The sequence below is a fragment of the Ruminococcus difficilis genome (assembly GCF_016680995.1).
In genome coordinates this window covers 1-12824 of sequence record NZ_JAEQMG010000166.1, presented here as the reverse complement: position 1 = coordinate 12824, position 12824 = coordinate 1, and the positions used below count along the sequence as shown (strand labels likewise).

The window sequence follows — 12824 nt, the reverse complement described above, 5'->3', positions numbered from 1 at the left end:
TAGAGTGCCTTTGCACGGAGAGCCTTGAGGTCTGTGAAGTTTCTCACATGACCGGGCTGAATGGGCTGACCGCCGCCGTTTACGCAGCCGCCGGGACAGCACATAACCTCGATGAACTGATAGGGAGACTTGCCCGCGCGGATCTCGTCAAGCAGCTTGGCAGCGTTCTTCAGACCTGAAGTAACAGCAACCTTGACCTGCATACCAGCTACATCATAGGTAGCTTCCTTGATATCGTCGGTACCGCGAACCTCTGTGTAATCGATAGTCTTGAGATCCTCGCCTGTCAGCTTGTCGGCAACAGTACGGAGGGCAGCCTCCATAACGCCGCCTGTAGCGCCGAAGATTGTGCCGGCGCCGGAACCGATAGCCATGATGGGATCGAAGTCCTCGTCGGGAAGTGAGGTGAACTGAATGCCAGCCTTCTTGATCATCTTGGCAAGCTCACGGGTGGAGATTGAGATATCGTTATCCTGCATGCCGTCACGACCCTGGTCGTCACGCTTGATCTCGAACTTCTTGGCTACGCAGGGCATTACCGATACGACAACGATGTCCTTGGGATCGATGCCTGCCTTCTCGGCGTAGTAGGACTTGATCATAGCGCCCTGCATCTGCTGGGGTGACTTGCAGGTGGAGAGGTGCGGAATGAGGTCGGGATAGTAGTGCTCGCAGAACTTGACCCAGCCGGGTGAGCAGGAGGTGATCATCGGGAGAGTACCGCCGTTCTGTACGCGCTGGATAAACTCGGTGCCCTCTTCCATGATGGTGAGGTCAGCGCCGAAGTTGGTGTCGAATACCTTGTCAAAGCCGAGCATCTTGAGAGCCGCAACCATCTTGCCCTTTACGTTGGTGCCGATGGGCATATCGAAGCACTCGCCGAGGGTCGCTCTGATGGAGGGAGCGGTGTGGACTACAACGTGCTTTGTGGGATCCGCAATAGCCTCGAATACCTTGTAGGTATCGTCGCGCTCAACAAGCGCGCCTGTCGGGCAGACTACGGTGCACTGGCCGCAGCTTACGCAAGCTACGTTGTTGAGATCCTGCTCGAACGCGCAGCTGATAACGGTGTCGAAGCCGCGGTTGTTCGCGCCGATAACGGATACATACTGCTGCTTGCAAGCCGCTACGCAGCGACGACAGAGAATGCACTTGTTGTTGTTGCGAACGAGGTGCAGAGTGGTGTGATCCTCCTCGTAGTGAGTCTCCTCACCCTTAAACTTTGTCTCGTCAACGCCGTACTCAAGGCAGAGCTGCTGGAGCTCGCAGGTGTTGCTTCTCGGGCAGGAGAGGCACTTCTTGTCGTGGTTCGAGAGCAGAAGCTCGAGGTTGGTCTTTCTGTATTTCTGAATCTGGGGTGTGTTGGTAAAGATTTCGGTACCCTCTCTGTCGATGGGATATACGCATGCGGCAACAAGGCTGCGCGCGCCCTTTACCTCGCAGAGACACATACGGCAGGCGCCGATTTCGTTGATTTCCTTAAGGTAGCAAAGAGTCGGGATCTTGATACCGAACTGATGGCAGGCTTCAAGGATGGTGGTATTTTTTTCGACCTGATAGTCTTTACCGTTGATTTTAATATTCAACATTTCCATAGTTTTCTCTCCTTTCCCTTAGCCCTTGTAAATTGCCTTAAACTTACATGTGTCGATGCAGGCGCCGCACTTGATGCACTTGCTGTGGTCGATCTCGTAAGCGGGCTTCTTCTTGCCGGGCGCGGTGTAATCGGTCACGGAAATCGCGCCGACGGGGCACTTCTTGGCGCACATACTGCAGCCGAAGCACTTATCCTTCTCGATCGTGTACTCGAGGAGGTCCTTACATACGCCCGCGGGACACTTCTTGTCTACAACGTGGGCAATATACTCATCCCTGAAGTAACGCAGGGTGGATAGTACGGGGTTGGGAGCGGTCTGACCGAGACCGCACAGGGAGTTCGCCTTGATGTAGTGGCACAGCTCCTCCATCTCGTCGAGCATCTCGAGGGAACCCTGTCCCTTTGTGATCTTCTCGAGCATCTCGAGGAGTCTCTTTGTACCGATACGGCAGGGAGTACACTTACCGCAGCTCTCGTCAACGGTGAACTCGAGGAAGAACTTCGCAACGTCAACCATACAGTTGTCCTCGTCCATGACGATAAGTCCGCCGGAGCCCATCATTGAGCCGATAGCGAGGAGGTTGTCGTAGTCGATCTCTATGTCGAGGTGCTCTGTGGGGATACATCCGCCGGAAGGACCGCCGGTCTGAGCAGCCTTGAACTTCTTGCCGTTGGGGATACCGCCGCCGATCTCGAATACGACCTCGCGGAGGGTGGTGCCCATGGGGATCTCAACAAGACCGGTGTGGTTGATCTTGCCGCCGAGAGCGAATACCTTTGTACCCTTGCTCTTCTCGGTACCCATTGAAGCGAACCACTCGGGTCCCTTGAGGATGATCTGGGCGATGTTTGCGTAGGTCTCAACGTTGTTGAGGATTGTGGGCTTCTGATAAAGACCCTTTACAGCCGGGAACGGAGGTCTGGGTCTGGGTTCGCCGCGCTTGCCCTCGATGGAGGTCATAAGAGCGGTTTCCTCGCCGCATACGAAAGCGCCTGCGCCGAGACGGAGCTCCATGTCGAAGTTGAAGCCTGTGCCGAAGATGTCCTCGCCGAGCAGACCGTATTCACGGGCCTGGTCGATAGCGATCTGGAGACGCTTAACGGCGATAGGATACTCTGCACGGACATATACGCGGCCCTGGGAAGCGCCGATAGCGTAACCCGCGATAGCCATAGCCTCGATCAGGCAGTGGGGATCGCCCTCGAGAACGGAACGGTCCATGAACGCGCCGGGGTCGCCTTCGTCGGCGTTGCAGCAAACGTACTTCTGATCAGCATCGTTGGCAGCCGCGAATTTCCACTTAAGACCTGTCGGGAAGCCCGCGCCGCCTCTGCCGCGCAGACCTGAGTCGAGGATAGTCTGGATAACCTGATCAGGGGTCATCTCTGTGAGAACCTTACCGAGAGCGGCATAGCCGTCCTGGGCAATGTAGTCGTCGATCTTTTCGGGATCGATAACGCCGCAGTTACGCAGCGCAACACGCTTCTGCTTTGCATAGAAAGCGGTCTTGTTGAGGGACTTTACGGTGTCCTCCTCAACTGTCTCCTGATAGAGCAGACGGGTAACGATTCTGCCCTTTAAGAGGTGCTCCTCAACGATTTCGGGGATATCCTCCACCTTTACCATTGAATAGAAGCTGCCCTCGGGATATACTACCATGATCGGGCCGAGCGCGCAGAGACCGAAGCAGCCGGTGGTGATTACGTTTACTTCGTCGGAAAGGCCCTGTCTCTCGATTTCTTCCTTGAGTTTGTTGACGATGGTCAGGCTGTTCGAGGAGGTACAGCCTGTACCGCCGCATACCAGTACATTAGAACGATACATGAATTGTCCTCCTTATTTCTCCATTGCTCCGATTGTGTACTCGGTAACAACATTCTTGTTTACAAGATGGTCGTTAACGATTCTGGGTACCATTTCGGGCGCTACCTTTACGTATGTCACCTTGTCCTGACCCGGAACTTCGATTTCTACAACGGGCTCATACTGGCAGATGCCGATGCAGCCTGTCTGGGTGACGGTAATATCGTTGGTGAGACCGCGCTTCGCGATCTCCTCTACAAACGCGTTGAGAACAGGTCTTGCGCCTGCCGCGATACCGCAGGTAGCCATGCCTACGAGTACTCTCGCCGCGTTGGGGTTTTCTTTTCTGAGATCGAGGTCAGCCTTCGCCCTATCTCTGATGGCTTTTAATTCAGCTAAAGATTTCATTGATTATCCGCTCCTCCATATATTATTTGGGATTGTTCTTTCAAATAAGCGCTAATCCATTCAAGTACGTCAGGTGTGTCAAGGCTCACGCCCTCGAGAACCGCACGCAGCTCTCTTGTGTCGAGAGTGAAGGCGCCGAGGTCTGTGGTGTGAGTGAACACAAAGTCGATGTCGGGGTTGCACTGAATGAGGATCTTGACCGTGTCGTTGATATCGCCGAGAGGCGTCATGTCGACGTGGCTCTTGACGTAACGCGCGGTGGTTGTGGTGCCGACGTTAAGCTTTGACTTTATCTCAAAGCTGCCGCCCGTCTGCTCCGCCGAAAGCTTGAACAGCGGAACTCCCAAGCCCACCTTGCGGGTGGTGCGTGTCGTGAAAAACGGGTCGATGACCTGCTGTACCTGTTCCTCGGTCATGCCGCAGCCGTCGTCCGCGATTGAGATCTGAAGGAAGTCGTCCTTATCGCTCTCGTCAACGGTGATCGTGACAAGGCTCGCCTTCGCTCTCACGGAGTTCTGCGCCACGTCCATGACGTTTAAGGACAACTCACGCATCAGCGTTCTTATACTTGTTGATAATGTAAGGAATGTCGTCAACCGTCAGTCTGCCGTAAACGTCCTCGTTAACGGTGATAACGGGAGCCAGACCGCACGCGCCGATGCAGCGGCAGGCTGTGAGCGAGAACTGTCCGTCGGGTGTGCACTCCTCAGCGCCGATACCGAGCTCCTCGGAAATCTTGTTGAGAATGTCGCCCGAGCCCTTTACATAGCAGGCTGTGCCGAGGCATACGGAGATGTTGTACTTGCCCTTCGGAGAGAGCGCGAACTGTGAATAGAAGGTCGATACGCCGTATACCTCCTCGAGAGATACGCCGAGACCCTCAGCTACCATTGTCTGCACCTCAATCGGCAGATAACCGTAGATTTCCTGAGCCTCCTGAAGCACGGGCATTACCGCGCCGGGATCGTCGATGTGACGGGCAATAGACTCTTTGAGCTTTGCTTCCTGCTCAGGTGTCCCACTGAAGGGAATGCTGCTGATTTTCTTTTGCATTGTTTTTCCTCCCTGATTTCAATTTGTCAAATACCATAAAAAAAATATTCGCACTTCGGTGAATATTATATTTACTTACAGTGATTATATCACAAAACGGCTGTGAAAGTCTATAAAAATTTTTCCCTCTTTTAAACGGATACACAATCAGAACGACATTTTTTTAACGAAAAATAGTCATATTTTATCCTGTGAATACAAATTGCTGATTATATCGCTTTTTTATGACAGTTTGCGATGTCAAAATTTGACTATTTTACACAAACAAAGGCGTATTCAGCCGCTCTACAAGACACTCTGCGCTGAGCTCCTCAAGCTCGATTTGGTTCTCCGCGTCGCGCATGTTCTCGAGGTAATGCGCGTCGGAATTCGTCACAATATTTAGCGTATCGAGAATCGGGTGCAGCCTTCTGAGTGTATCGAGCTTTGATTTGTCGGCAAGCTCGGCGGTGATAAAGCCGCAGCTCTCGTCGATCTCGCCGAGCACCGAGAGAATCGACAGACTGTCGCGATCGACGTGCGCGGGATAGCAGATGCCGCCGAACGAGCGCGCGAGTGAATAGGCGTTCATTATGCTGATCTCGGTCGCGGGCAGAAGCAGGTGCTCAAGCTCGCCGATCTCCTCGTCAAGCGCGTTCATGATGACCTGCCTGCCGTAGATGTCGGGTCTGTTTTTGATTTTTATGCGGTGATTGTCGACGTACTCGCTCCACTCAAGCGCGCGCTCAAGCGTCGGGAACAGGCAGACCGCGTGGATATCCTCGCTCGTCGTCAGTTCCATTCCCGGTACGACGACAACTCCGTTCTCCTTCCCCGCCGCAATCGTCGCCTCACAATTGAGGGAAGTGTTGTGGTCGGTGAGCGCGATGATGTCAAGCCCCAGCAGCTTTGCCATGCCCGTGATGTTGTTCGGGGTCATGTCCATGTCGCCGCAGGGCGAAAGGCAGGAATGAAGATGTAGATCGTAGTAGTATTTCATGTCAGCTCAAAAGCTCGTGGAGCTTTACGGCGAGGTGGTAGCTGTTCTCCTTGGAGAGCAGGATATTCACCTCGTGCATTTCGGCCTTTGCTCGGGCGTTTTCGTCGAGCGCGGCGTTCTCCACAAGCACGATGCAGCTCACGTCGGCGAGGGTAGCGACGGCGATGGAATTGATGTTGCCCATAACAGTCAGCCACGCCGAGTCCTCGGGTGCTCTGCCCATTACCCAGCTCAGCAGATCGCCGATATAGCAGCCCGTGATCTCGCGCTCCGTATCGCCCTCGACAAGAACCTTCAAATCAAGTTTTTCCGCAAATTCTTTTACATTCATCTCGTTACCTCGCTTGCGTCAGATCGTATTCTTCAGCTGGTCGTATACGCTCTGGATCTTTGCCTTCAGCTTATGTATGCAGTCGGTTTCCTTCGCCTTGCCACGGACGATATCCTCCGCCATAGCGCGGCAGGTAGGCGCTCCGCACGAGCCGCAGTCGAGCCCGGGAAGTCCCTTGTGGATCTCCTCCATCTGGCTCATCATCTCCATCGCCCTGATAATATCCTCGTCGAGGCGGAAGATATCGGCGTCGAAGGTCAGCTCCTCCGTCCACATCATGTCATCAAGGCTCTTGCCCTCGTCAATGTGGTTTAGCGAAACGGGCAGGTACTTTCTGAGGTTGTGGATTCTCGCCTGCGCGACGTAGGGGTTCTCGACGGTGAGAACGCCGCCGACGCAGCCGCCGGAGCAGGCGTTCAGCTCGATGAAGTCGACGTCGCGGATATGCTCGTCCTCAAGCTCCTCGAGGACGCGGATAACGTTTTCGATACCGTCCGCGGCGAGGTACTTGTCGCCGAGCATGGCGGCAGCCTCTCCGCCCGAGGTAGCCCAGCCGATGCCGAGAAGTCCCGACTGCGCGATAGGCTCGACCTCCTCGAGGTGATCCATCGCGTGAGCGAGCTCGGGGAAGATTTTCGAGATCGCGATCGCGCCGTCGACCTCGGATTTCTCCGCGTAGTTCGGCGAGTGGATCTCCGTCACCTTCGCGGGACATGGCGTGATGAAAAAGATTCCTATGTCCTCTGTCGGCAGTCCCGTTTCTTCCATTGCCTCGCGGCGCGCGATCTTTGCGGCGACCTCGATCGGCGCGAGCAGGTTCAGCACGTTGTCGCACAGCTCGGGGAAGCGGATTTTTATCAGCTTGACGACTGACGGACAGGCGGAGCTGATAATCGGCTTTTTGAGCTTATCCTCCTTGATGAGCCTGCGCGTCGCCTCGCTGACGAGCTCAGCCGCACGCGAAACCTCGAAAACATGGTCGAAGCCGATCTTTTTCAGTCCCGTAAGCACGAAGTCGATGTTGTCGAGTCCGTTGAACTGACCGAAGAGCGCCGGTGCGGGGATAGCGACAGTGTATTTGAAATTTCCGATTTCTTCAATTTTAGTGCTGTACGCGCTTTTGGCGTGATGTGGGCAGATTCTGATGCACTCTCCGCAGTCGATACAGCGCTCGGGCAGGATCCTCGCCTTGCCTCCGTGAACGCGTATTGCCTCCGTGGGACATCTCTTCAGACAGTTGGTGCAGCCGCAGCACTTATCGGCATTGAGCTCAACTGAATGGAAATAGTTACCCATTGAAATTCTCCTTAATGCAGTGGATTTTTACGAGTTTACAATGACGGTCAGATATACGTTCGTGCCCACTCCGAGGGTAGTTTCGATACGCATGTCGTCAGTGTATTTTTTGATGTTAGGCAGACCCATGCCCGCTCCGAAGCCCAGTGTGCGGACGTTGTCGGGCGCGGTTGAGTAGCCCTCCTGCATCGCCTTCTCAACGTCGGGAATGCCCGGGCCCTTGTCGGCGAGCAGTATCTCAACGCGGTCGGGATAGATGTCTACGTCGCAGTAGCCGCCCTCGGCGTGGATAACCATGTTGATCTCAGCCTCGTACATGGCGATCGCTACGCGGCGGATAGCGTCGGAATTATAGCCGAGCTTCTTGAGCGTCTTTTTGACAAGGCCGCTCGCCTCGCCAGCGCGCGTAAAATCCTCGCCCGATACCTCGTAGTGAAGATGAATCGCGTTGCTCATACCTTTGTTCCTCCGCTCAGTCCGTTGGAGTAGAGAAGTCCGCAGGCGGTAAACATTCTGTACCGTGTTTTCATCAGAGTGATATCCCTGCTCTCGGCGAGGCGGATGATCGAGTCGTCGGGCACCTTGCCCCTTACGAATACAATGCACGCCATATCCATCATCTCGGCGGTACGCACTACCTGGGGATTGACAAGACCGGTCAGAAGCACGGACTGATCCTTTACGAACGCCAGGACGTCGCTCATCATGTCGGAGCCGCAGGCGGTTTTAATCTCCTGGTCAAGGTCGCCCTCACAGATGATTTCGCCCTCAAGGATTTCCAGAATATCTCTTACAACCATAAATTTTTACACCCTTTCGTTTAAGTGATTTTTCAGTGGTTTACAGTTACAATCATTATAGCATATAAAATTTGTAAACACAACACTCAAAATTTAGTAGGATTACAAAAAACACGTGTTTTTGTCATATTTTGTCAGCAATTCCTTATTATATGCGGATTTGACAATTTTTCTTTGGAATTCTTTGATTTTTCTAATTGAAAAAAGTGCGGTTACATGATACAATATTCATGCAAATCTATTTAAGGGGTGCTTTAATGTTAAGGGACTTAAAGCCTACGGATAATATCCTCGGCTTCGACGTCAGACCCGGTTATTACGATATGGACGGCGCAACCCCTGTCCGCGGCGGCGTAAACTTTACTATCAGCTCATTCTACGCCACCTCATGCACACTGCTGCTGTTCTATCCGGGCTCAAAATGGCCTTACGCACGTATTCCGTTCCCCGACTCGTTCAAGGTCGGAAACACGTACTCGATGATTGTGTTCGGAATTGAAATAGACAAGTTTGAGTACGCATATTCCCTCGACGGTCCGAATCAGCCCGAGAAGGGACTTATCTTCAACAAGGACATGTATGTTCTCGACCCGTACGCCAAGGCGGTAACAGGACAGAGCGGCTGGGGTGTACGCCAGCCCAACACCTGCGTGTACAAGGCGAGGGTCGTGTTCAACGATTACGACTGGGGCAATATCAAATTCCCGCATATCCCGATGGAGGAGCTTATCATCTACGAGCTCCACGTCAGAGGCTTCACCGAGGACCTTTCCTCGGGAGTCAAGAACCGCGGTACCTTTGAGGGTATCCGCGAGAAGATCCCGTATCTCAAGGAGCTGGGCGTAAACGCTGTCGAGCTCATGCCTATCTTTGAGTTCGACGAGATGGGCTCGTACCGCAACTTCAACGGCGAGCAGCTCTACGACTACTGGGGCTACAACACGGTATGCTTCTTCGCTCCAAACACGAGCTACGAGAGCGACCACCGCCACCACCGCGAGGGTACCGAGCTTAAAAAGCTTATCCGCGACCTGAAATCAAACGGCATTGAGGTTATCCTCGACGTCGTGTTCAACCACACCGCCGAGGGCAACGAGAAAGGTCCGTTTTTCTCATTCAAGGGACTGGACAACAACATCTACTACATGCTCTCTCCCGACGGCAGGTACTACAATTTCAGCGGCTGCGGCAACGCGCTCAACTGCAACCACCCGATCGTGCGCGACTTTATCAAGAGCTGTCTGCGCTACTGGGTGACCGAATACAAAATCGACGGCTTCCGCTTCGACCTCGCGTCCATTCTCGGACGAAACGAGGACGGAACTCCGATGGAACAGCCGCCTCTGCTCAAGAGCCTTGCGTTTGACCCGATTCTGGGCAAGACAAAGCTGATTGCCGAGGCATGGGACGCCGCGGGTCTGTACCAGGTAGGCTCCTTCCCGAGCTGGAACCGCTGGTCGGAATGGAACGGACGTTACCGCGACGACCTCAGACGCTTCCTCAAGGGTGACGGCAACCTCGCGTGGGCTGCCGCGAACCGCCTGACAGGCTCCAAAGACCTATATGACCCCTCCTACAGAGGTCACAGCGCGTCAGTCAACTTCCTGACCTGTCACGACGGCTTCACGCTGTACGATATGTATGCCTACAACGAGAAGCACAACTACCTCAACGGCTGGGACAACACCGACGGCGCTAACGACAACAACAGCTGGAACTGCGGCTTTGAGGGTGAAACAAGCGACCCGTACATAAACTCGCTGCGCCGCAAGCTGGTCAAAAACGCCTTCGCGACACTTATGTGCAGCCGAGGTCCCGCGCTGTTCCTCGCGGGCGACGAATTCTGCAACACTCAGTTCGGCAACAACAACGCATACTGTCAGGACAACCTGACCTCGTGGCTCGACTGGAGCAGAAAAGAGCAATTCAAGGATGTATTTGAATTCGCTAAATACATGATCGCGTTCAGAAAGCGCTTCCACGTCATCACAAAGAACCGCGATGTGGCGAGATGCACCTTCCCGCCCGAGAGCATTCACGGCACTCAGCCGTGGAAAACCGATTTCAACGAGAATTCGCGCATGGTTGCTGTTATGTACGCGGGTATGTCGAAGGAAAATCCCGAGCTCGACGAAATCGTTTACTTCGCGATAAACGCCCACTGGGAGGACGCGTTCATCGAGCTTCCCTCACTGCCTACGGGCTATGTCTGGAAGCTGTACTTCGACACAGGCAGAGCGCCCGAGGAAGTTATCACAGAGGATAAGAACATACTCCTCTATGACCGCAGGTACCGCATGTCGGGCAGAACCGTTCTCGCGGCTGTCGCGGAAAAAGTATATTAAAGCAAAACGGAAAGGTTGAAAACTCAGCCTTTCCGTTATTTTTATGTTCTGCTGTCGATGCTCTCTTTGATCTGTCGGAACGAAACGCCGTATTTGAGCGCGATGTCCTTGGCGTAGCTCACGCCCTGAGGCGGCAGCAGGCTCACCTTGAAGCTGCGCTCGCCGTCGTGGACTCCCGTGACAAGGCTCGCAGCCTTGCTCGTACCCTCGACCTCCTCGTTGAGTGCGTCCACACTGCGCGCGAGGTCGTGCATGTGGGTGTTGAAAATACAACGCGTGCCGAGGTAGCGCATCGCCCTGACAACGTCCTTCGCGATGAACAGACCCTCAGTGACGCTTGTTGTCGCAAGGCTCTCGTTGAGCAGCATTATGCTGCGCTCGGTTGCCTGCTCAAAAATCTCCGCAAGACGCTTGCTCTCCTCGCCAAGACGTCCGAGGTCGACGGTGTCGTTTTCGTCGGCCGGGAAATGCGTGAAGATATTGTCGCAGGGGCTGATCGAGGCACTCTCGGCAGGCACGTAAATGCCAAGCTGCGCAAGAAGCATCGCGATACCCCAAGCCTGCGTGAAGATTGTCTTTCCGCCGCGGTTAGGGCCCGTGAGAATAAATATGCGCATATCGTCGTTGAAGTCAATATCGTTTGCGATGATATTGATATCCTCGCCGCCAGCCTTGTTGATAGCGAGCTTGAGGTTGTACAGTCCCTTGAACGAGCAGTCGCGCTGTTCGGGCGGCAGGATCTGAGCCTTGCAGACGGGCATACCCGTCGCCATGATTTTCTCGATAAGCTCAGCCCAGCGGATATAGAATAGTATCTCGGGCATGAGGTTAATGAGCATATAGCCGCTGATGTTGACATAGCGCCTGATCGTGTTTTTTATCTCGTTGACCGTCTGCTTCATGATGTTGGTGACGGTGTCCTTTATGGCGTTCGAGAGCGAATCCGCGCCTGTTACCGCCGAGGTGCGCGTGTGAACTCCCGTCATGTTGTCGTTCAGCTCGATCTTGCGGTTGAACTCAACCGCCTTGATCGGCGTTGCGGGGTGGAAAACGCGGATACTGCCCGTGTCGGTGCCGTGGTGAAGCTCGTCCTTGCGGTCGGCGAAGTTCATGAAACGGCGCATGAGGTTCGACTCGCGGTACTCGATGTCGTTGAGAGAAACAACGCCCGCAGACGCAGGTCTGAGCATACTGTCGAGGTTTACGCCGATAGTAATACTCTTTATTCGGCGCACCTTCTCAAAGGTCTCGTCGATGTCCTGCCTCAGCTCGGGAAAGCCACTGTCGGCGGAAATATCGCGGATAATCTGCCGCAGGGTGAGCATACCCTCGGACTTGACGTCAAGCTCCTCGAGCACGTCCTTCATCGCGGTGATGCAGGTCACGTAGTCGTCTATCTCACGCAGGCGGTTGACGAGCGACCAAAGCGCCGAACCCTCCTGATCCTTCTGAAACCGCTCTATGTCGCGCAGATCGGCGAGCTTCACGACAAGCTCCTCCATCGCGTCGCGCAGCTTAGGAAAGCGCAGAAAGTCCTCGAAAACATCGCAGCGGTAGCGTATGACCTCGGGGTCGTCCGTGACGCGCGTCATGATTTTGCGTATATGGTCGCGCTCGTACCGCTGTTTTGTGAGCGCGTCCAGCAGGAACTCGATCGAGAGGTCGTTGACGCTCTCGGGGGTCAGGGTCTTGTAGCTTTGATTCGCGTTCTGCGGAAACATCAGGCTGTAATCCATAGCTCATTCCTCATTTTATCAGATTTTTGAACGAATTAACGCGCGCGTAATCTTCCTTCGCCTGACGCGCGTTGCGCATTATTTCCTCCCTGAGCAGAGTCAGGCTGTCAAACTTCTTTTCGGGGCGGATAAACGTGAGCAGCCTTACGTCAGCCTGCTCGCCGTATAGCTCCGCGCCGCGGTACTCAGGCATCCACGTCTCCCACAGCGGCTTTGTGCCGCCGACGGTCGGCTTGATGCCGATATTTGTCACGCCGCAGTACTGACCGCCGTTTCCGAGAGTCACAATAGAAGCGTACACTCCGAAACGCGGCATTACGAGATCGGGGTGCATCTGCTGGTTGAGGGTTGGCGTGCCGAGCTCTCTGCCGAGACGCATTCCGTGCGTGATCTCCGCCTTGAAGCCGAAGCGCGAGCCTAGCATATCGTTCGCCCGCTCGATCTCTCCCTCGGAAATGAGTTTTTTTATCAGCGT

13 protein-coding genes are annotated in these 12824 nt (G+C 54.3%); 1 reads left to right on the top strand and 12 read right to left on the bottom strand.

The window, feature by feature from the left end:
- The 10 genes from JKK62_RS15440 to JKK62_RS15395 all read right to left on the bottom strand — a co-directional run.
- Window positions 1–1595, bottom strand: a 1595-nt coding sequence (locus tag JKK62_RS15440) for an NADH-dependent [FeFe] hydrogenase, group A6 (protein WP_201428704.1), incomplete at its 3' end; no start/stop codon positions are given.
- A gap of 18 nt (window positions 1596–1613) precedes the next feature.
- On the bottom strand, window positions 1614–3422 hold the full coding sequence (locus tag JKK62_RS15435) for an NADH-quinone oxidoreductase subunit NuoF (protein WP_186834296.1): 1809 nt from the start codon (window positions 3420–3422) through the stop codon (window positions 1614–1616).
- Between the two features lie 12 nt (window positions 3423–3434).
- A complete protein-coding gene (locus tag JKK62_RS15430) occupies window positions 3435–3809 on the bottom strand; it encodes a (2Fe-2S) ferredoxin domain-containing protein (RefSeq protein WP_186834297.1) in 375 nt (124 codons plus the stop codon).
- Window positions 3806–4363 carry an ATP-binding protein gene (locus JKK62_RS15425; RefSeq protein ID WP_436286316.1) on the bottom strand — a complete coding sequence of 186 codons (558 nt, stop codon included), beginning with the start codon at window positions 4361–4363 and terminating at the stop codon, window positions 3806–3808. Before JKK62_RS15425 ends, JKK62_RS15430 begins: the two co-directional genes overlap by 4 nt.
- On the bottom strand, window positions 4356–4862 hold the full coding sequence (locus JKK62_RS15420; RefSeq protein ID WP_186834298.1) for an NADH-quinone oxidoreductase subunit NuoE family protein: 507 nt from the start codon (window positions 4860–4862) through the stop codon (window positions 4356–4358). The genes JKK62_RS15425 and JKK62_RS15420 overlap by 8 nt, the downstream gene beginning before the upstream one ends.
- 256 nt (window positions 4863–5118) lie before the next feature.
- Window positions 5119–5841: a PHP domain-containing protein gene (locus JKK62_RS15415; protein ID WP_201428703.1), complete on the bottom strand. Its 723-nt coding sequence runs from the start codon at window positions 5839–5841 to the stop codon at window positions 5119–5121.
- Window position 5842: 1 nt separating this feature from the next.
- Window positions 5843–6172, bottom strand: a complete 330-nt coding sequence (locus JKK62_RS15410) for a DRTGG domain-containing protein (protein WP_201428702.1) — start codon at window positions 6170–6172, stop codon at window positions 5843–5845.
- Between the two features lie 18 nt (window positions 6173–6190).
- Window positions 6191–7468 (bottom strand): [Fe-Fe] hydrogenase large subunit C-terminal domain-containing protein, encoded by a 1278-nt coding sequence (locus tag JKK62_RS15405; protein WP_201428701.1) that lies wholly within the window; start codon window positions 7466–7468, stop codon window positions 6191–6193.
- Between the two features lie 27 nt (window positions 7469–7495).
- Window positions 7496–7924, bottom strand: a complete 429-nt coding sequence (locus tag JKK62_RS15400; RefSeq protein ID WP_201428700.1) for an ATP-binding protein — start codon at window positions 7922–7924, stop codon at window positions 7496–7498.
- A complete protein-coding gene (locus tag JKK62_RS15395; protein WP_201428699.1) occupies window positions 7921–8268 on the bottom strand; it encodes a DRTGG domain-containing protein in 348 nt (115 codons plus the stop codon). The genes JKK62_RS15400 and JKK62_RS15395 overlap by 4 nt, the downstream gene beginning before the upstream one ends.
- A gap of 257 nt (window positions 8269–8525) precedes the next feature.
- Between JKK62_RS15395 and JKK62_RS15390 the strand changes: the two genes are divergently transcribed.
- On the top strand, window positions 8526–10613 hold the full coding sequence (locus JKK62_RS15390; RefSeq protein ID WP_201428698.1) for a glycogen debranching protein: 2088 nt from the start codon (window positions 8526–8528) through the stop codon (window positions 10611–10613).
- Window positions 10614–10654: 41 nt separating this feature from the next.
- Here JKK62_RS15390 and JKK62_RS15385 read toward each other — a convergent pair whose 3' ends face one another.
- The gene (locus tag JKK62_RS15385; protein WP_201428697.1) at window positions 10655–12349 is read right to left on the bottom strand and encodes a MutS-related protein; all 1695 of its coding nucleotides are present in this window, start codon (window positions 12347–12349) and stop codon (window positions 10655–10657) included.
- A 10-nt stretch (window positions 12350–12359) separates the two neighbouring features.
- The coding region (locus JKK62_RS15380; RefSeq protein ID WP_279380643.1) for a riboflavin kinase at window positions 12360–12824 on the bottom strand (465 nt) is incomplete at its 5' end.

Bases quoted from the DNA above. Each gene is read 5' to 3' on its own strand.
- JKK62_RS15435 (WP_186834296.1), bottom strand. From the start codon at position 3,422: ATGTATCGTTCTAATGTACTGGTATGCGGCGGTACAGGCTGTACCTCC.
- JKK62_RS15430 (WP_186834297.1), bottom strand. From the start codon at position 3,809: ATGAAATCTTTAGCTGAATTAAAAGCCATCAGAGATAGGGCGAAGGCT.
- JKK62_RS15425 (WP_436286316.1), bottom strand. From the start codon at position 4,363: ATGCGTGAGTTGTCCTTAAACGTCATGGACGTGGCGCAGAACTCCGTG.
- JKK62_RS15420 (WP_186834298.1), bottom strand. From the start codon at position 4,862: ATGCAAAAGAAAATCAGCAGCATTCCCTTCAGTGGGACACCTGAGCAG.
- JKK62_RS15415 (WP_201428703.1), bottom strand. From the start codon at position 5,841: ATGAAATACTACTACGATCTACATCTTCATTCCTGCCTTTCGCCCTGC.
- JKK62_RS15410 (WP_201428702.1), bottom strand. From the start codon at position 6,172: ATGAATGTAAAAGAATTTGCGGAAAAACTTGATTTGAAGGTTCTTGTC.
- JKK62_RS15405 (WP_201428701.1), bottom strand. From the start codon at position 7,468: ATGGGTAACTATTTCCATTCAGTTGAGCTCAATGCCGATAAGTGCTGC.
- JKK62_RS15400 (WP_201428700.1), bottom strand. From the start codon at position 7,924: ATGAGCAACGCGATTCATCTTCACTACGAGGTATCGGGCGAGGATTTT.
- JKK62_RS15395 (WP_201428699.1), bottom strand. From the start codon at position 8,268: ATGGTTGTAAGAGATATTCTGGAAATCCTTGAGGGCGAAATCATCTGT.
- JKK62_RS15390 (WP_201428698.1), top strand. From the start codon at position 8,526: ATGTTAAGGGACTTAAAGCCTACGGATAATATCCTCGGCTTCGACGTC.
- JKK62_RS15385 (WP_201428697.1), bottom strand. From the start codon at position 12,349: ATGGATTACAGCCTGATGTTTCCGCAGAACGCGAATCAAAGCTACAAG.